This window comes from Polaribacter glomeratus (assembly GCF_002954665.1).
Lineage (GTDB): Bacteria > Bacteroidota > Bacteroidia > Flavobacteriales > Flavobacteriaceae > Polaribacter > Polaribacter glomeratus.
This window is the reverse complement of sequence record NZ_MSCM01000001.1, coordinates 943,200-963,000: the sequence shown is the minus strand read 5'-3', so window position 1 is coordinate 963,000 and position 19,801 is coordinate 943,200. Positions and strand designations below refer to the sequence as shown.

Annotated in this window: 13 protein-coding genes, 1 other RNA gene and 1 riboswitch; of the genes, 8 read left to right on the top strand and 6 right to left on the bottom strand. The window is 29.4% G+C overall.

The window, feature by feature from the left end; all coding sequences use genetic code 11:
- The first annotated feature begins 14 nt into the window (after positions 1 to 14).
- Positions 15 to 233, top strand: a riboswitch (cobalamin riboswitch).
- A gap of 80 nt (positions 234 to 313) precedes the next feature.
- Complete coding sequence (locus BTO16_RS04110; RefSeq protein WP_105020370.1) at positions 314 to 2,251, top strand: TonB-dependent receptor plug domain-containing protein; 1,938 nt, start codon at positions 314 to 316, stop codon at positions 2,249 to 2,251.
- A 53-nt stretch (positions 2,252 to 2,304) separates the two neighbouring features.
- On the opposite strand, the gene BTO16_RS04105 is transcribed toward BTO16_RS04110, so the two are convergent.
- From BTO16_RS04105 to BTO16_RS04095, 3 genes are read right to left on the bottom strand one after another with little or no spacing between them, the layout of a single operon-like run.
- Positions 2,305 to 2,817 (bottom strand): DUF7935 family protein, encoded by a 513-nt coding sequence (locus BTO16_RS04105; protein WP_105020369.1) that lies wholly within the window; start codon positions 2,815 to 2,817, stop codon positions 2,305 to 2,307.
- A gap of 4 nt (positions 2,818 to 2,821) precedes the next feature.
- A complete protein-coding gene (locus BTO16_RS04100; RefSeq protein ID WP_105020368.1) occupies positions 2,822 to 3,541 on the bottom strand; it encodes a DUF3307 domain-containing protein in 720 nt (239 codons plus the stop codon).
- Positions 3,542 to 3,543: 2 nt separating this feature from the next.
- Positions 3,544 to 4,158, bottom strand: coding sequence for a SatD family protein (locus BTO16_RS04095; RefSeq protein WP_105020367.1), 615 nt, complete (start codon positions 4,156 to 4,158; stop codon positions 3,544 to 3,546).
- Positions 4,159 to 4,398: 240 nt separating this feature from the next.
- Here BTO16_RS04095 and BTO16_RS04090 point away from each other — a divergent pair, with 240 nt between their 5' ends.
- The 7 genes from BTO16_RS04090 to BTO16_RS04060 all read left to right on the top strand — a co-directional run bounded on the left by BTO16_RS04090 (position 4,399) and on the right by BTO16_RS04060 (position 13,674).
- Positions 4,399 to 6,720, top strand: a complete 2,322-nt coding sequence (locus BTO16_RS04090; RefSeq protein ID WP_105020366.1) for an ATP-dependent helicase — start codon at positions 4,399 to 4,401, stop codon at positions 6,718 to 6,720.
- Between the two features lie 162 nt (positions 6,721 to 6,882).
- Positions 6,883 to 7,545: a DUF4290 domain-containing protein gene (locus BTO16_RS04085; RefSeq protein ID WP_105020365.1), complete on the top strand. Its 663-nt coding sequence runs from the start codon at positions 6,883 to 6,885 to the stop codon at positions 7,543 to 7,545.
- A 3-nt stretch (positions 7,546 to 7,548) separates the two neighbouring features.
- Positions 7,549 to 8,859 carry a UDP-N-acetylglucosamine 1-carboxyvinyltransferase gene (gene murA / locus BTO16_RS04080; protein ID WP_105020364.1) on the top strand — a complete coding sequence of 437 codons (1,311 nt, stop codon included), beginning with the start codon at positions 7,549 to 7,551 and terminating at the stop codon, positions 8,857 to 8,859.
- Between the two features lie 113 nt (positions 8,860 to 8,972).
- On the top strand, positions 8,973 to 9,521 hold the full coding sequence (locus tag BTO16_RS04075; RefSeq protein WP_105021505.1) for a nucleotide exchange factor GrpE: 549 nt from the start codon (positions 8,973 to 8,975) through the stop codon (positions 9,519 to 9,521).
- A 68-nt stretch (positions 9,522 to 9,589) separates the two neighbouring features.
- Positions 9,590 to 10,729, top strand: a complete 1,140-nt coding sequence (dnaJ, locus tag BTO16_RS04070) for a molecular chaperone DnaJ (RefSeq protein WP_105020363.1) — start codon at positions 9,590 to 9,592, stop codon at positions 10,727 to 10,729.
- 186 nt (positions 10,730 to 10,915) lie between these two features.
- An RNA gene (rnpB, locus tag BTO16_RS04065) (RNase P RNA component class A) lies at positions 10,916 to 11,224 on the top strand.
- A gap of 182 nt (positions 11,225 to 11,406) precedes the next feature.
- Positions 11,407 to 13,674, top strand: coding sequence for an aconitate hydratase (locus BTO16_RS04060; RefSeq protein ID WP_105020362.1), 2,268 nt, complete (start codon positions 11,407 to 11,409; stop codon positions 13,672 to 13,674).
- A 283-nt stretch (positions 13,675 to 13,957) separates the two neighbouring features.
- Here the strand turns inward: BTO16_RS04060 and BTO16_RS04055 are convergent, their stop codons facing one another.
- The 3 genes from BTO16_RS04055 to BTO16_RS04045 are packed head-to-tail and all read right to left on the bottom strand — an operon-like array spanning position 13,958 to position 19,776.
- Positions 13,958 to 16,165 (bottom strand): endonuclease MutS2, encoded by a 2,208-nt coding sequence (locus BTO16_RS04055; protein WP_105020361.1) that lies wholly within the window; start codon positions 16,163 to 16,165, stop codon positions 13,958 to 13,960.
- A 12-nt stretch (positions 16,166 to 16,177) separates the two neighbouring features.
- Complete coding sequence (locus tag BTO16_RS04050) at positions 16,178 to 16,915, bottom strand: LytR/AlgR family response regulator transcription factor (RefSeq protein ID WP_105020360.1); 738 nt, start codon at positions 16,913 to 16,915, stop codon at positions 16,178 to 16,180.
- Positions 16,912 to 19,776, bottom strand: coding sequence for a sensor histidine kinase (locus tag BTO16_RS04045; RefSeq protein WP_146105336.1), 2,865 nt, complete (start codon positions 19,774 to 19,776; stop codon positions 16,912 to 16,914). Before BTO16_RS04045 ends, BTO16_RS04050 begins: the two co-directional genes overlap by 4 nt.
- Positions 19,777 to 19,801 lie beyond the last annotated feature (25 nt).

Below are 19,801 nucleotides of genomic sequence, written 5' to 3'. Positions count from 1 at the left end.
ATAATAACTCATATATATTTGCAGCGATTTTAGGTTTTGACACAAAAATCATTTTGTGTCGAATTAAAAGGGAATCTGGTTTAAAGCCAGAACTGTACCCGCAACTGTAAGCTATAAAGCTTGTAACTAATTCTTTAACCACTGTTTAGTTTCTGAAATAAATTTAGAATAAAAAATGGGAAGGTTTGTTACAAGACGCAAGTCAGGAGACCTGCCGTAAATCACGAAATAAAAACTTTCGGGATAAAAGTTTATGTACTAAAATACTGTGCACAAAATTTACCTGATTTATTGTAAATCAAATTTATTAAAAATGAAAAAACAATTATTAATTGTTAGTGTATTGGCATGTAGTTTTGTTAACCAAAATTTATTTTCTCAAGAAAAAAAAGAGAAAATAGAAACCTTAGAAGAAGTTGTTGTTGTTGCAACAAAATTTAGCCTTAAAAAAGAAAATACAGGTAAAGTAATTAATACAATTACTCAAAAACAATTACAGCAAAATGCAGGTAAATCTGTTATCGAAATTTTAAATACCATTGCTGGTATAGATGTTAGAGGTGTAAATGCAAACCCAACAGAACCAAGAAGTATTAATGTTAGAGGAGGAAGAAGTCGCCAAGTTTTAGTTTTAATTGACGGTGTGCCTGTAACCGACCAATCTGCAATTAATCAAGAATTTGATTTGCGTTTAGTTGCCGTAAATCAAATTGAAAGTATTGAGATTTTAAAAGGAGGTTCTTCAACTTTATATGGTTCTGGTGCTGCAACGGCAGTTATTAATATCATTTTAAAAAAGGCATCTATTGATAAAATTTCTGGTTCATTTGAAACAAGTGTTGGTACAAATAACACCGCAAATACATCAGAAAGTGGTTTGTCTGACCTAAACCAAAATGTAAATATTAATGGTACTTTAGGCGATTTTAATTTCTTAGGTTCTTTTAGTTTAACGGGTGTTGATGGTATGTCATCAGCAAAAAGTAACACAAATTCGGTTTTTGAAAATGATGCTTTTTATTCTAAAAACGGATTATTGAAATTGGGTTATAAGGTTACCGATCAACTAAATATTGAAACTTTTTTAAATTATGATGAATTTGATTATGATTTTGATGCTGGTGCTTTTTCAGATAGTGATGTAAATACTGGAAATCAAGAACAATTTAGAATCGGAATTAAGCCTAAATACACCTATAATAAAGGTCAAGTTTATGTTTTGGCTTCCATAAATACTGTAAATAGAGCATTAAATCAATTTAATTCTTTTTCAAATACGCTAGATAATTATCAATTTGAAGGTAGAAGTTTAAATTTAGATTTAGTAAATAAATATGAGTTTTCTCCTCAATTCCAATTAATTGCAGGAATCAATTATCAAGAACATAATAACAACACGGTTACACCTTTTGCAACAATAGATAAAGATGTTGCTAATTTTAATACATTAGATCCGTATGCAAGTTTGGTGTATATTTCTGATTACGGTTTAAGTGTAAACGTAGGCGGACGTTTAAATATGCATAATGTTTATGGAAACCAGTTTGTGTATGACGGAAACGTTGCTTACAATATTTTAAAAAATGAAGATGCAACAGTTAAATTACTAACATCTTACAGCACCGCATTTATTGCACCAAGTTTGTATCAATTATACGATGGTTTTTCTGGAAATATAGACTTAAACCCAGAAACCAACGAAACTTTTGAAGTAGGTTTTGATGCAACTTATAAAGACTGGCTGCAATTAGACGTTGTTTATTTTAACAGAAGAGAAACCGATGCCATTATATTTGACAATACTACTTTTAAATATGGAAACGGTTCTTCGGATGCAAATGGTTTTGAAGTAAATACAAGAATATCACCTGTTTCTTACTTAACTTTAAACGCTTCATACACCTATGTTGATAGAGATGTTTTCGAAGATTTTAATGACTATATTCCTGCAAATAAATTTGTTGCTGGTCTAGATTTTACACCTTTTAAGAATACTTTTTTTAATTTAACATATAGAAATGTAGGTGAAAGAACAATTTTTGATAGATATGGTTCTTTTGGAACTGCAGGAGAAGATGTTATTTTAGAAGATTACACCGTTTTAGACTTTATGACGAATTACAAATTATTAGGAGATACAGTAACTATTTTTGCAGCAGTTACTAATATCTTAAATGAAGATTATGATGATATTTTCGGATATTCTACAAGAGGTAGAAATTATAAAGTAGGAGTAAGATTATCGTTTTAAAGAGGAGAATTGTTAAAAAGAAAAAAAGGCTTCAGTTATTGAAGCCTTTTTTTTTATAATAATTTTCGGACTTCATTCTTAATAAATGAAATGGCTGTTTCGGTTGGTGGCAATGTCTTAGTATAATCGATTAAAACATTTTGTCTTAAATCATTCGCAGAATTTGAGTTTTCTGCAACTTGTTTCAATTTATTTGTTATGGCACTTTTTGCAGCAACAACAGCTAGCCAAGTATCGTTAGATACATAAATTTGTTGTACTAAATTATGCTCAAATTCTTGTTCTATATTCGCGAGCAAAAGCTGTAAATATTCATCTGTTTCATCAGAAAGAGGTTTAATTCTTATCAACATCTTTACAGGGTTAACTCGTTCACAAAACAATAACATTCGCTCATAAGCTTGCAATTTTATAGGCAAAGAATCTTTTTTTTTTTGCACTAAAAGCGCTAATTTTTTCTCAGAGTCTTGATGCTTTATAAATCCGTTAAACATATAATAAGCAACAACACCTGTAACAACAGCGGGCAAAACATATGCAATACTTTCTAATAATTGATCTTCCATTTACTTACAATATAGTTAAGAAATACAAATATAGAACTCCTAAAAAGATGGCAATCCAAAAACTTAATAAAGTTCCTATTAAAATATATTCTGTTAATTTTCTATCTTTTGATGATGTTAAATCTCCGAATCTAAAAACAGATTTTGCGGCCAACAAAAAACCAATAGCTTCCCAATGATTTGTAATTACAAAAACGAAAACAAACAAACGTTCTAAAATGCCAATATATCGTCCTGCTTTTGCAAGAGAATCGTCGTTTTCTTTCTTGGTTTCAGGATTCCATTGTGTAATAACTATTTTAATAATAATTGCAGATACAGAGGTTACAAGGAGTATAAAAATGAGTAATAGCAATATTTCATCAGTAAATATATTTTCTACGGATACTGTAAAATCAGCATATAAAGCGCTTGCTAAAAACAAGAATACAACATGAAGTACTTGATCTATAAAGAACCAAATTCGTTTTGTCTTCTTTTTTTGAAAATATAGTTTTAGTAAATCAATTGCATAATGAGAAACAATAATCAATAAAAAACCAAGCCAATACTGGTACAAATTAAATTGTAAAATGAGCAAAACTAAAAAAGCATGAATACCAATATGATAATATAATTTTACCGATTTTACTTTCTTTTTTTCTTTATCTAAAACCCAACTTTCTGATTGAAAAACAAAATCGCCTAAAATATGTGCCAACAAAAATTTTAAAAATAGGATCATCTTTAGTTGTTAATTTTTTGCAGAATTAATTTTCGAAAACGTTTCTCTAGTTTTATAATTGACTCAAAACCAGCTCTTTTATAGCGCTCGCTAACGCTACCTTGCGTAATTCCTAGAATAGCTGCTATTTCTTTTTGAGTACGATTTTCTGAAGCTAAAGACAGTTTAAAAACTTCGGCAGAATTTTTTGTCCAAGAATCCATTGTTAATAAGGCAAGATCAAATGCGATATTAAATTCATCATCTAACTCTTGCCAAGGTGTTTTTATGGCAATTGTTTGTTTCTTTAAATAGTTATCAAAAGCAAAACCAGAATTTATAAACGCTTCGCCATTCGATTCTGTAATTTTATCAACATTAAACTCTTTTTTACCAATTCCGATGCCAATTCTAACATCAATATTTTCTGTAGACTTTAAATAAGACTTTAATTTTAGAGCAGCATAAAATGCACTTTCACAATTTTTAATCTCTACTTGAAAACTATCACCTCTATAAATCTGCCAATATTTTGGAGATTCGCCAAAAGTATCTAATGTTTCTTTTAACGTTTTTAACCAAAAATTGTCATCATTTTTTCTAGAATTAATAATATCACCTGTTAAAATACTGGTCATGATGCGTTTTAATTTTAAGCTAATATATACTTTATTCCTTTAAAAAACAAAAATATCTACTTATGAGCAGATATTTTAAAATATCGGTATTTAAGCAGATATATTTATTTATCTGTCTTTAAGCAGATAAAACTACATTATATTTATGAATAACTTGTGAATAAAAATTAGTCATCTTCTTTTATAGAAAGAAATAGTTTGGTTAAATTCACACTTTCAAATTCTTTCAAAACATAACTATTGAATACGTATTTAAATACTTTAAATGAAGCGCAGAAACAAGCTGTAATTCAGAAAGATGGACCAATGATTATTATTGCTGGTGCAGGTTCTGGAAAGACACGTGTTTTAACTTACAGAATTGCACATTTAATGCAACAAGGTGTAGATTCTTTTAATATTCTCTCATTAACATTTACCAACAAGGCTGCTAAAGAGATGAAAGCAAGGATTGCTGGAGTTGTTGGTGCAAGTGAAGCAAAGAATTTATGGATGGGCACTTTCCACTCTGTTTTTGCAAGAATTTTACGTTCTGAAGCAGATAAATTAGGCTTTCCATCAAACTTTACAATTTACGATACACAAGATTCCGTTCGTTTAATAACCTCGATTATTAAAGAAATGAATTTGGATAAAGAGCGATACAAAGCCAAACAGATTTTAGGCCGAATTTCATCTTTTAAAAATAGTTTAATTACGGTAAGAGCCTACTTTAATAGTTCGGATTTGCAAGAAGCAGATTTACATGCAAGCAGACCAAAAGTTGGTGAAATTTATAAAGAATATGTAGACAGATGTTTTAAATCTGGTGCTATGGATTTTGATGATTTATTACTAAGAACCAATGAGTTACTTGCTCGTTTTCCAGAAGTTTTAGCAAAATATCAGTCTCGATTTAAATATATTATGGTCGATGAGTATCAAGATACAAATCATTCGCAATATATTATTGTAAGATCTTTAGCAGATAAGTTCGAAAATATTTGTGTGGTTGGTGATGATTCTCAAAGTATTTATAGTTTTAGAGGTGCAAATATTCAGAATATTTTAAACTTTCAGAAAGATTATCCGAATGTTAAAACCTTTAAATTAGAGCAAAATTACCGTTCTACAAAAAATATTGTGAATGCCGCAAACTCTGTAATTGCAAGAAATAAAACAAAGTTAGATAAAGAAGTTTGGACTAGCAATGATGATGGTGATTCTATAAATGTAATGCGCACCATTTCTGACGGAGAAGAAGGTCGTTTTGTAGCGCAATCAATTTGGGAAAACCAAATGAACCATCAATTAAGTCCAGATGATTTTTGCATATTGTATAGAACAAATTCCCAATCTAGAGCCATTGAAGATGCATTGCGTAAAAAAGGAATTAATTATAAAATTTATGGAGGAATTTCTTTTTATCAGCGTAAAGAAATCAAAGATATATTATCGTATTTGCGAATTTTAATCAATCCAAATGATGAAGAAGCTTTTAAAAGAATTATCAATTATCCTGCAAGAGGGATTGGTGCAACAACCATCGATAAGTTAACAATAGCTGCAAATCATTATAAAAAATCAATTTTCGAAATTGTAAAATATATTGATAAAATTGATATCAGTATCAATTCTGGAACTAAAAATAAACTCCAGAATTTTATGAATATGATGTTGCGTTTGCAAATTGAATCGCAAACAAAAAATGCCTTTGAAATTGCAGAAATTGTGGTAAAACAGGCACAATTAATTAAAGATTTAGAAAAAGAAGGAACACCAGAAAGTGTTAGTAAAGTAGAAAATGTTCAGGAACTTTTAAACGGAATTAAAGATTTTATTACGGATAAAATTGAACAAGGAGAAGATGCGTCTTTAACAACATTTTTAGAAGATGTTGCTTTGGCCACAGATTTTGATGCAAACAAAGATGATGATAAGCCAAGCGTGTCTTTAATGACGATTCATCAATCTAAAGGATTAGAATATATGTATGTGTATATTGTTGGTTTAGAAGAGAATTTATTTCCATCAGCAATGAGTATGAACACCAGAAGCGAGCTAGAAGAGGAGCGAAGGTTGTTTTATGTTGCACTTACAAGAGCAGAAAAAGTTGCGTATTTAACCTATGCACAAACCCGTTATAGATGGGGTAAATTAGTGGATGCTGAGCCAAGTAGGTTTTTAGAAGAGATTGATGATCAATATTTACATTACCTTACTCCTAAAACGATAAACCCAATAATAAATAATTTTATTGATAAAAGTATTTTTGATGATGCTCCAAAAGGAATTCGTTTTCAAAAACCAATTCAGCGTAAAAAAATGGATCGTGATTTGGTGAAAAAGAAAGAAATTGTGATTCCTAAGAATATGAAAAAAGTTTCGCAAACTACAGCTAAAACTAATTTATTTGATGAAAATGTTGTGGTTGGTAATATTGTAGAACACAATAGATTTGGTACAGGAGAAGTAATTTCGTTAGAAGGAAGTGGACCAAATAAAAAGGCAGAAATTAAATTCGGAACTGTTGGTAAAAAGAAATTATTACTACAGTTCGCAAAATTAAGAGTGATTGGTTAATAAATAATAAGTAATAAGTACTAAGTAATTGATAATAATTAATTAATTTGCAACAATAAATTTAGAAAAGGACAAACTTGTCAGGTTTTATAAGTACGAAACTTAAATTATAGTTTTCTAAATGTTATTTGAAAATTAAGTTACTTCACAAAAAATAAATAGATGACATTCGATTTAGAATACAATTCAGAGAGACCACTAATGATAATTCCAGAATATGGCAGACATGTTCAAAAATTAGTAAATCATTGTGTAGCATTAGAAAGCGCAGAAGAACGCAACGAAATGGCGAAAGCTATTGTAGATGTTATGGGTAATTTACAACCACATTTACGTGATGTTCCAGACTTTAAACACAAACTTTGGGATCAGTTATATATTATGTCTGAGTTTAAATTAGATGCAAAATCTCCTTATCCGCAGCCATCTAAAGAAGAGTTGCAAGAAAAGCCAGAACCATTAGCATATCCAAAATCGACTTCTAAGTATCGTTATTATGGTAAAAATATTCAAACCATGATCGATGTTGCTTTAAGTTGGGAAGAAGGTGATATGAAAGAAGCATTGGTTTTTTCGATAGCAAATCACATGAAAAAATGTTATTTAAATTGGAATAAAGACACAGTGGATGATGATGTAATTTTTAAACATTTATTAGATTTGTCTGATGGAAAGTTAGATTTAAGAAATTCTGACGAAGATCTTTCTGAAACAAAAGATTTATTAAAGAAAAGAAATTCTCAAGGACAAAATACGTCGAATACAACAAAAACGACTTACAAGAAACCCCACAATAATCAACATAAAAGTAGAAAAAGACAATAAATAATGGCATCATTTAAAATTGAAGGCGGACATAAATTAAGTGGAACAATAACTCCACAAGGAGCAAAAAACGAAGTTTTACAAATACTTTGCGCAGTTTTATTAACTCCAGAAAAAGTAGTAGTAAAAAATGTTCCAGATATTATAGATGTTAATAAACTAATTTTCATTTTGGGAGAATTAGGTGTTAAAGTAGAAAAATTAAGCAGAAACTCTTATTCATTTCAAGCAGATGAAGTTAATTTAGGGTACTTAGAATCAGAAGATTTTAAAAAAGATGGTAGTTCTTTAAGAGGTTCTATTATGTTAGTTGGCCCATTATTAACTCGATTTGGAAGAGGATATATTCCGCGACCAGGAGGAGATAAAATAGGAAGAAGAAGATTAGATACTCATTTTGAAGGGTTTATTAACCTTGGTGCAAAATTTAGATACAACAAAGAAGACTCTTTTTATGGCGTAGAATCAAAGGAATTAATTGGTACAAAAATGCTTTTAGATGAGGCATCTGTTACAGGTACTGCTAATATTTTAATGGCAGCTGTAATGGCAACGGGTATTACAGAAATTTACAATGCAGCCTGTGAACCATATATTCAACAATTATGTAAAATGTTGAACTCTATGGGCGCAAAAATTTCTGGCGTTGGTTCTAATTTGTTAATTATTGAAGGAGTAAAATATTTAGGCGGATGTGAACACACTGTTTTACCAGATATGATTGAAATTGGTTCTTGGATTGGTGTTGCAGTAATGACACAATCTGAATTAACAATAAAAGATGTTAGTTGGGAAAACCTTGGACAAATTCCGAATGTGTTTCGTAAACTCGGTATCAAATTTGAAAAAAGAAATGATGATATTTATATTCCTGCTCAAAAATCATACGAAATTCAAAACTATATAGATGGTTCTGTTTTAACAGTTGCAGATGCACCTTGGCCTGGTTTTACACCAGATTTGTTGAGTATTGTTTTAGTAATCGCTACGCAAGCTAAAGGAACTGTTTTAATACATCAAAAAATGTTTGAAAGCCGTTTATTTTTTGTTGATAAATTAATTGACATGGGCGCGAAAGTTATTTTGTGCGATCCTCACAGAGCAACCGTGATTGGGTTAGATCATCAATCAAAATTAAAAGCAACAAAAATGACTTCACCAGATATTAGAGCGGGTATTTCTTTATTGATAGCTGCTTTGTCTGCAAAAGGAACCAGTATTATTAATAATATTGAACAAATAGATAGAGGTTATGAAAATATTGAAGCACGTTTAAAATCTATTGGTGCTAAAATTGAAAGAATAGAAGATTAATACTTAACATAATTCAGTTTTTTAGAATAAAAAAATAGTGTCAGTTTGACACTATTTTTTTGTTGGCAACATTTTTGCAAATAAATGATTTAGAATTTAACGATTACAAAGAAATGAGTAAGAAAGAAGATATAATAGAAGAGCAAACAGTAAATGAGCAAGAAAATGCTCAAATTGAAGATAATCAAGAAGTTGAAGTAGAAATTGTAAAAGAAGAACTTACTTCAGAAGAAATAATTCAAGCAGAAAAAGACAAGTTTTTACGTCTTTTTGCAGAATTTGAAAACTATAAAAAAAGAACTTCTAAAGAACGTATTGAGTTATTTAAAACTGCTGGACAGGAATTAATGACATCTTTACTGCCAGTTGTTGATGATTTTGAACGTGCCTTGGCACATATCGAAGAAGATACTGAAGCAGAAGAGGTAAGAAAAGGCGTTTTATTAATTTATCAAAAATTGTATAATACTTTAGAGCAAAAAGGATTATCAAAAATAGAAACCAAACAAGGAGACGTTTTTAACGCAGAATTTCACGAAGCAATTACTCAAATCCCTGCTCCAACAGAAGATTTAAAGGGAAAAATAATTGATTGTGTAGAAAGCGGATATCAATTAGGTACTAAAATTATACGTTACCCAAAAGTAATTATCGGACAGTAAATTACAATCAACAATGTACAATTACCACTGATCTTTGATTACTGTTAATTGATAATTGAAATAAAAAAATGGCAAAACAAGACTTTTACGAAGTATTAGGAATTTCTAAATCGGCTACACAAGCTGAAATTAAGAAAGGATATAGAAAAATGGCAATCAAATACCATCCAGATAAAAATCCAGATGACAAAACTGCTGAAGACAATTTTAAAAAAGCAGCAGAAGCGTACGAAATTCTGAGTGATGACAATAAAAAAGCTCGATACGATCAATATGGTCATGCAGGTTTTGAAGGACCACAAGGAGGCGGAGGCTTTGGTGGTGGCGGAATGAACATGGACGATATTTTTAGCCAATTTGGAGATATTTTTGGTAATGGTGGAGGCGGTTTCGGAGGCGGTTTTGGCGGTTTCGGAGGTGGTGGCCAAAGACAAGCAAGAGTTAAAGGAAGTAACATGCGCATCCGTGTAAAACTTACTTTAGAAGAAATTGCAAAAGGAGTAGAAAAGAAAGTCAAAGTTCGTAGAAAAGTACAAGCAGATGGCGTAAAATATAAAACGTGTACAACTTGTAACGGTTCTGGTCAACAGATGCGCGTTACAAACACAATTTTAGGTAGAATGCAAACTGCAACTACTTGTAGCACTTGTTCTGGAGCTGGAGAAATAATAAGTAGTAAACCAAGTGGTGCAGATGATCAAGGTTTAATTGTAAAAGAGGAAACTGTTTCAATTAATATTCCTGCAGGTGTAACCGAAGGTGTTCAATTAAAAGTAGGAGGAAAAGGAAATGATGCTCCTGGAAATAATTCTATTTCTGGTGATTTATTAGTTTTAATTGAAGAAGTGCCACATGACACCTTAAAAAGAGAAGGAACTAATATTCATTACGATTTGTACATCAATTTTTCTGAAGCAGTTTTAGGAACTAGTAGAGAAGTTGATACCGTTTCTGGAAAAGTTAAAATTAAAATTGATGCAGGCACACAGTCTGGCAAAATTTTAAGATTAAAAGGAAAAGGTTTACCAAGTATAGAACGTTACGGAACAGGAGATTTCTTAATTCATACAAATGTTTGGACACCACAAGAGTTAAATAAAGAACAAAGAGAGTTTTTTGAAAAAATGACTGATAACGAGAATTTTACACCAAATCCAAATACATCAGATAAATCATTTTTTGAAAAAGTAAAAGATATGTTTTCTTAATACATGTTAAAAATAGAAAAAATAGCAGATATTTTAAGAGATATGTTTTTTTATAAATCATTTTAATATATATTTGTAATGTTGTTGAGAAATCAATAACACTTTTTCTTTTTCATAGCAATTTTCCCACTCAAAATTTTATTTTGAGTGGGTTTTTTATAAAATAAAGTTCTTTTTTAAATAAAATAAGCAGACTTATCTTATCGCTCTGAACTTGATTCAGGGAGGAAAGTCCGGACACCAGAGAGTAATCATAGCGGATAACATCCGTCCAACGTAAGTTGAGGACAAGTGCAACAGAAAGCAAGTACAGTTCGGCTGTAGTGAAACCAGGTAAACTCTATGAGGTGCAATGCCATGTAAATTAGAGCTTGAGGGCTACTCGCTCGATTCTAAAGGGTAGGCAGATAGATTCTAAGAGTAATTTTAGAACTAGATAAATGATAAGAACCTTACGTTAAGGAACAGAATTCGGCTTACAAGTCTGCTTTTTTTATTTTTTTTATCAAATTCGCATAAAAAACTTCAAATAATCTGTTTTCTTTGAATTTATCTTAGTGATTTTTAAAATCGCTTTTATTTATTCATTAATTAAAGCAATCTATTATTTATTGTTTAAAATTGATATTATTACTGTAACTTTGTGTATATACAAATTTTAAAAACTTATTTATAATATGGCTTTCGATATTGAAATGATTAAGCAAGTTTATGCTACTATGTCAGAACGTGTAGATGCTGCTCGTAAAATTACAGGTAAACCTTTAACGCTTGCTGAGAAAATTTTATATTCTCACTTATGGGACGGAACTCCTCAAAAAGCATTTGTTAGAGGAAAAGATTATGTAGATTTTGCTCCAGACAGAATTGCACTACAAGATGCAACAGCACAAATGGCATTACTGCAATTTATGCAAGCTGGTAAAACAAAAGTTGCAGTACCTACTACAACACATTGTGATCATTTAATACAAGCTAAAAACGGAGCGTCTACAGATTTACAGACAGCTTTAAATACAAGTAACGAGGTTTTTAATTTTTTAGAATCCGTTTCTAATAAATATGGTTTAGGTTTCTGGAAACCAGGAGCAGGAATTATTCATCAAGTTGTTTTAGAAAATTATGCATTTCCAGGAGGAATGATGATTGGTACAGATTCTCATACAGTAAATGCAGGAGGATTAGGTATGGTTGCAATTGGTGTTGGTGGCGCAGATGCTGTTGATGTAATGGCAGGAATGGCTTGGGAATTAAAGTTTCCAAAATTAATAGGTGTAAAGTTAACTGGAAAACTTTCTGGTTGGACTGCACCAAAAGATGTTATTTTAAAAGTAGCAGATATTTTAACTGTTAAAGGAGGAACAGGTGCAATTGTAGAATATTTTGGTCCAGGTGCAACAGGAATGTCTTGTACAGGTAAAGGTACAATTTGTAACATGGGTGCAGAAATTGGTGCAACCACTTCTACTTTTGGTTATGATGATTCTATGGAACGTTATTTACGTGCTACAGATAGAAGTGATGTTGCTGATGCAGCAAACAAAGTAAAAGAATATTTAACAGGTGATGCCGATGTATATGCAAATCCAGAATTATATTTTGACCAAGTAATCGAAATAAATTTATCAGAATTAGGGCCTTTATTAAACGGACCTTTTACACCAGATTTATCTACAAAAGTAGGTTCTGATATGACTGCTATTGCAAATAAAAACGATTGGCCGCTTAAAGTAGAATGGGGTTTAATAGGTTCTTGTACAAATTCATCTTACGAAGATTTATCAAGAGCAGCTTCTATTGCGCAACAAGCTATTGATAAAGGTTTAGGAATTAAAGCTGAATTTGGAATTAATCCAGGTTCTGAAAAAGTAAGATACACAACAGAAAGAGATGGTATTTTAGGAACATTTGAAGCGTTAGGAGCAACTATCTTTACAAATGCTTGTGGACCTTGTATTGGTCAATGGGCACGTTACGATGATCCTAAAAATGCACCAAAAAATTCAATTATCCACTCATTTAATAGAAATTTCGCAAAACGTGCAGATGGTAACCCAAATACGCATGCATTTGTTGCATCGCCAGAAATGGTTGCTGCTATTACTATTGCTGGTCGATTAGATTTTAACCCGATGACGGATAAACTAATCAACAAAGACGGTGAAGAAGTAATGTTAGACGAACCTACAGGATGGGAATTACCTCCAAAGGGTTTTGAAGTAAAAGATGATGGTTATTTAGCACCTGAAGAAGACGGAAGTAGCGTTGAAATTAAAGTGGATGAAGCATCAGAAAGATTACAATTATTAGAGCCTTTTACACCGATTGGAAATGATATTTCTGGTGCAAAATTATTAATAAAAGCGCATGGTAAATGTACAACAGACCATATTTCTATGGCTGGACCATGGTTGCGTTATAGAGGACATTTAGATAATATTTCTAATAACTGTTTAATTGGTGCTGTAAACGCGTATAACATGAAAACTAACTTTGTAAAAAGTCAGTTAAATGGTGACTTTGATGCTGTGCCAAAAACGGCCAGAGCATACAAAGCTGCAGGTATTAAAACAATTGTTGTTGGAGATCATAATTACGGTGAAGGTTCGTCTAGAGAACATGCTGCTATGGAGCCTCGCCATTTAGGTGTTGCTGCTGTTTTAGTAAAATCTTTTGCTAGAATCCATGAAACAAACCTTAAAAAACAAGGAATGTTAGGTTTAACTTTCGCTAATGAGGCTGATTACGATTTAATTCAAGAAGATGATACATTCAACTTTATTGATTTAAATGAATTTGCTCCAGGCAAACCTTTAACTATAGAAGCTGTTCATGCTGATGGAAGTAAAGATTTAATTATTGCAAATCATACGTACAATCAAGGACAGATTGAATGGTATAATGAAGGTTCTGCTTTAAATTTAATCAAAAAGCAAAATGCTTAAAAAACATTATTTTATATAAAAAAAATCCTGAAGAAATTCAGGATTTTTTTTTACTATAAACTAAAATTTAGTTTTTAAACTACTACAGAAATAACTAAATAATAACTTTTAAACTTATTATATTTACTATCTAAATCTTCTTAGCTTTTATTTTACAATCTTTTTTACAGCAAACACTTTTTAATGCTTAGACCTAATTAAAATATGCTTTACAAGCTTAAGCTTACGATAAAAGATATTTAAATAAGATTCCAAAATCATATAAAATGATCATATTCAAAAGTTACTTTTTAGCTTTTTCAACCAACTCTAATTTATTAACAGAGGTTTTTGTTGTAAAGAAACCGTAATTAATCGTTACACTTTTCTTGTCTATTTTATCAATAGTACCAACCGAATTAGAGTCTATTATACGCACTTTATCGTTAATTTGATAATTGTATTCAGATTTTTCCTTAGCAATTTTAGCTGCTTCCACTTTTTTCTCTTGCCTAACTTCTACGACTTTATCTAAAACTTCTTTTTCTACCTTTTTAATAACCTGTTGTAGTTGTTTCTCTACAATTTTAGCCTGTTGTTTTTGTGATTTTGTAGTAGGAATTTGTGGCGTTTTCTTTAAATGTTTTACTTTTTCATCACTTACCCACTTATTGAAATTAGTGGTTAATTCTTTCTTATTATTGGTTTGAAAATATTTATTTAATAACTCATTTGTCTTTCTTCCTAATGACAACATTTTTTGATTTTTATCATACAATTCTTGAAAACCAGATAATTTATCCTGAATGCGTTCTTCTTTTTCCTGTAAATTATTAAGATGTTCTAAACCTTTTATTTTTTGTTTTTCTAGGCTTTCAGAGTTTTTTTGAAGTCTATTTCGTTCTTTTTGTAAATTTGAAATTGTTTTGTCTAAACGTATTTTTTCAGTTTCTACGCGTTTTTTTGCTTTGTTGATAATACTAAAAGGAATTCCGTTTTTCTGCGCAACTTCAAACGTAAAAGAACTACCAGCTTGACCAACAAATAGTCGATACAAAGGCTCTAAAGAACGCTCATCAAACTGCATATTTGCATTCGTAACATTCTCTAATTCATTTGCTAAAACTTTTAAATTTGAGTAATGAGTTGTTATAATTCCGAATGCTTTTTTCTCGTAAAACTCCTCCAAGAAAATTTCTGCCAATGCACCTCCTAATTCAGGGTCAGAACCAGTACCAAATTCATCAATTAAAAACAACGTGTTTTCATTACATCTACGTAAAAAATCACGCATGTTTTTTAAACGATAACTATATGTACTTAGTTGATTTTCAATAGATTGATTGTCTCCAATATCTGTTAACACGGCATCAAAAATATAGGTTTCGCTGCGTTCATCAACAGGAATTAAAATTCCACTTTGAAACATAATTTGCAATAAACCAATCGTTTTTAAAGTGATACTTTTTCCACCAGCATTAGGACCAGATATAACAATAATTTGCTGTTTTTCGTTTAATTCTATAGTTTGTGCAACCGTATGTAAATTTTGTTTCTTATTTTTTTTCCATAAAATGGGATGGTAGGCATTCTTAAAAAATATCCTTTTCTCTTTAGATATTTTTGGCAAAATTGCATTCATTTCTTGTGCATACTTTCCTTTTGCACCAATAGCATCCGCATGAATTAAAAAAGTAACATATTCTCTTAATAAAGATACAAAAGGGCGAATAGTATTTGCCAAAGCACGTAAAATTTTTACAATTTCTTGCTTTTCCTCATATATTAAATTTTGATATTCTCTGCTGTAAGCTAATGTAGCTTCGGGAGCAATATAAACGATATTACCAGACTTTGAAGCACCGAGTAAACTACCGGCAACTTTTCTTCTATGCATTGCAGAAACTGCTAAAACTCTTTGGTTATCAACCACAGTTTCTTTAATATCATCTAAATATCCTGCAGAAATAGACTTGGACAAAGCATTTGTAAAACTTGCGCCAATTTTTCCGCGAACGTTGTTAATATCTCTTCGAACTTGCTTTAAAACAGATGACGCATTATTTTTTACATCACCAGAAATATCAATAATTTTTTTAATTTCATCATCTATATAAGTAGTGAATTCAATTTCATTAGAGAGTTTGTAAAAAGTAGGAAACTGAATTTGAAACTTTCTAAAAAATTTAATCAACTCATTTACAGTAAGTGAAGTAGTTGCTATTTTTAAAAAGGCTTCCGTTTCTATAAAACTATTTTCTATAGCTAACCGTTTTACACTTTCTATAATGTTATCAAAATTATGATTAGGTATTCTGTTTTCACTTGTAAAAGAAGTCAAATATTCATCAACTAAAAAAAGTTCTTTAATTAACTCCTTTTTATTGTGAATTGGTTTTATCTCTAAAACTTTTTCTTTTCCTAAGCCAGTTAAACAAAATTGTGAAACGTGCAGTAAAACCGTTGAAAACTCTAAATCTTGTAATGTTTTGTCTGAAATATTTTTACTCAAGAAGAATGGATTTTAATGTGAACACAAATTTATAAATTCTTTTCGTTTAGTTTTAGAAACTGGCACTCTTTTTTCGCCTTCTAAGAGAATATATCCTTCATTTTCAAAAGCGCTCACTTTTTTTAAGTTTATAATATGAGATTTATGACATTTATAAAAATCATCATTCAACATTTTTTCATATTTACCAATATTATAAGAGCTTACAATTTCAATGTCATCTGTTAAATGAATTTTAGTATAACCATCATAACCTTCAATATGTATAATTTTATCGAAATGAATAAAAGACATTCCTTTATTTGTGGGTATAATTAACTTATTTACAATCGTATTCTTTTCTATGAGCAATTCTAGTAAAGCATTATTTTTAGTAAAGTTATTTTTTTGGTTTACACTAATTATAGCATTTTCTATGGTACTTTTAAGCTCATCATTATCTATCGGTTTTAAAATATAACCAATTGCGCAATTTTTAAAAGCTTCAATAGCATACTTATTATAGGCGGTTACAAAAATAATTTCAAAATCTGGCTTTTCTAGCTGTGATAAAACATCAAAACCACTATAAACTGGCATTTCTACATCTATAAAAAGTAAATCGATTGTAGTATTATTTATAAAAGGAATTGCTTCTTTAGGATTTTGGAAAGTGCGAACAATTTCTATGTCTTTAAAAAATAACTTAATTTTTAATTCTAAGATTTTTAAAGCATTTTCTTCATCATCTACTAATATTGCTTTTATCATAGTCGTTTTTTTAATGTTAGTATTACTTTTGTTCCGCTTTTTGTAGCATCAGAATTAGATAAATCTATTATTTTATGAGTAATCAGCCATTCTTTTGAAGCATTTAGTAATTCAATTCTATCTGTTAGTATTTGTGTAGATCTTGAGGAGTGTTTTTTAATTGATTGTAATTTAATTTCTTTAGATCTTTTAAAGCCAACGCCATCATCTTCAATTAAAACTTTAAATGTCTTTTTATCAATATAATTAAAAGCTAATTTTATTGTTCCTTTTTTATTATTATGAAAAACACCATGATTTACAGCATTTTCTACAATGGGCTGTAAAAGCATAGAAGGAATTAATGTTGTTAACTTTAGTCTTTCATCGAGATAAATCTCACTTTGCAAACCTTTTCCAAAACGCATTGTTTCTATTTCTAAATAATTAGATAATAATTTTATTTCTTCTTTTAATGAAATGTTTTTTTCTGATGAAAAACTTAAAAACATTCTTATAAGTTGTGAAAACTTTACAAGATATTTTTCTGAAACTTCAATTTCATTATTTGCAATGTAATATTGTATTGAATTTAAGGAGTTAAAAACAAAATGAGGGTTCATTTGAGAACGTAATGCATACAATTCATTTTCTGCTAATTTTTGAAGTTGATTGGCTTTCTGATTCGCATTCTTTTCTATTCTTTTTTTATTCAATTTATAAGTTAACACTAAAAGGATGAGAAAAAAGAGTAGGAGTGTAGCCTTAAAAATAATTGTTTGATACCATAAAGGCAAAATTGTAAATTCAATTTTCTTTTCAAAATTATCAGCCTTAATACTAAATATATATGTATTTGGTTCTAAATCATTAAAATTAATTTGATTGGTTTCAGTCGGAACCCAATTATTTTGAATTGGTTCTAACTTATAATTATACAAGAAATTGGTATTGTTTTCAGAATAATTGATTTGTGAAACAGTAAAATTAATATTATTGTTTTCTTGATATTTAAATGAATTAAAATCTTTTTTTAAAATATGATTATTATAGATTGCTTTTTCTATATAAATATCTAACAATTGTGAGTTGCTTTCTTGGTTTTTCGGCAATATGGCAATTCCGTTGTTTGTACTTACAATTAAATCATTGTTAGCTATAATAACATCATTAATTTGATTTGAAGGTAAACCATTTGCTTTTGTAATTGTTTTAATAAATTGATAAGTATTGTTTTCTTTAGTATATTTTAAAACTCCAGAATTTGTTGCCAGCCATAAATTAGTGTTTTCTACATACGCATTATTAACAATTAAATATTCAGAATTTTTTAATTGATAAATCTCTTCTAAGTTGGTTAAAAATGAGCCAAAACCATCAGTATTTATCAATATTTGAGTATCTGAAATTTTATTCATACTTAAAATTGACTTGTTAAATAGGGTGTTTTTAAATACAACATCACTAATTATTTCATTTTTAAATTGTTTTAAACCGTTATTTGTGGCAATTAAAAAGTTATTGTTATGAACCAATAAGTCCGTTATTCCATGTTGATAATACAGCTTTTTAATTTGTAAATCATATGGATTAATTTTGTTTAATCCAAAGGAGAAACTACCATATAAGTAAGAATCAAAAAATATTAGTTTTTTTGCAACATCATTATTGAAATTTAAACTTGTAGTATTGTCAAAAACTTTAATTTTCCCTAATTTTTTTTGAAAAATTTTAGTTTTAGAGGTGTAGAATTCTAAATCTAAAGAATCTATGTAAGTCGCGTTATATATATAATCTACCTCGTTAATAAATGGTTCAAATATTTTTTTATTACTATTGTATTTATAAAATCCTTTTTTATATATATTGGCTATAATTTTATTATTTGTAGTATTTGTTTTGAGAATTTTTTCCTTTTCAAAGGAATATTTAATCTGTTTTTTTGATTTAGAAAGTTGATAAACACCATTATTAAAACTGGCTATCCAAACTGATTCATTTTTGTCTATCATTGCAAAATGAGCGTCTAAATTTGGTGGAATGTAAACTGTATTTTTTATATGATAATTTGGATCTATGAAACCAACAAAACCTCTACCAGTAATTTGAATTTGATTGTTTATGCTATTAATTCTAGTATGTTGCGATTTATCTATGTCTATTTCATCTTTAAAATTACGTTTGTAAATTTTAGCCGTATTTAAATTCAAAATTACATAGTCTTTGGCTCCAGACCAATAAAATAAACTATCATTAATTTGTCCTCGCACTTGCATTCCCTTTTTAATGTAATGCACATTTTTAATACTTTTCTTTTTTTTGTCTTTATAAACCATATTAAGTGAATTAAAAGTTACTTCTAATGCACTAATAGTAGAATGTTCTATATAATAGAATACCTGATAATCTATATTATTTATTGTATTTTTTGAAATTAATTTCCACTTTCCTTTTTCTAATAAATGAGAAGTGTTTGAGCTTGTTAAAATAATTTTATTATTAACTTGACTACTATAAACAGGATTTAATATTTCATTTTTATTTTCATTTTCAAAAGCATGAACGCTGTCATTTTCTATATAACCTAGTTTAGAAGATTTAGAAATATACCATACTTTTCCATCTGGTGTTGGCAGTAACTCCCAAATATCATTTGTAGACAAACCATTTTTAGTGGTAAACGTTTTCATGGTATTTCCGTTATATTTTACAAGTCCTTTATCTGTAAGAAACCAAATAAAACCTTTAGCATCTTGTGTAATTTTGTAAATAAGATTTGTTGGTAAACCGTCTTTGGTAGTGTAGTTTGTATATTGTTGGGCAAAAGAAAAACTCCATATCAATATGAAATATAATGTAATATGGAGTTTTAATGATTTCAATAGCTGTTTTTCTTTTTCAAATATA

Coding starts and splice junctions, on each gene's coding strand:
- BTO16_RS04110 (WP_105020370.1), top strand. CDS start 314: ATGAAAAAACAATTATTAATTGTTAGTGTATTGGCATGTAGTTTTGTT.
- BTO16_RS04105 (WP_105020369.1), bottom strand. CDS start 2,817: ATGGAAGATCAATTATTAGAAAGTATTGCATATGTTTTGCCCGCTGTT.
- BTO16_RS04100 (WP_105020368.1), bottom strand. CDS start 3,541: ATGATCCTATTTTTAAAATTTTTGTTGGCACATATTTTAGGCGATTTT.
- BTO16_RS04095 (WP_105020367.1), bottom strand. CDS start 4,158: ATGACCAGTATTTTAACAGGTGATATTATTAATTCTAGAAAAAATGAT.
- BTO16_RS04085 (WP_105020365.1), top strand. CDS start 6,883: ATGACATTCGATTTAGAATACAATTCAGAGAGACCACTAATGATAATT.
- murA (WP_105020364.1), top strand. CDS start 7,549: ATGGCATCATTTAAAATTGAAGGCGGACATAAATTAAGTGGAACAATA.
- BTO16_RS04075 (WP_105021505.1), top strand. CDS start 8,973: ATGAGTAAGAAAGAAGATATAATAGAAGAGCAAACAGTAAATGAGCAA.
- dnaJ (WP_105020363.1), top strand. CDS start 9,590: ATGGCAAAACAAGACTTTTACGAAGTATTAGGAATTTCTAAATCGGCT.
- BTO16_RS04060 (WP_105020362.1), top strand. CDS start 11,407: ATGGCTTTCGATATTGAAATGATTAAGCAAGTTTATGCTACTATGTCA.
- BTO16_RS04050 (WP_105020360.1), bottom strand. CDS start 16,915: ATGATAAAAGCAATATTAGTAGATGATGAAGAAAATGCTTTAAAAATC.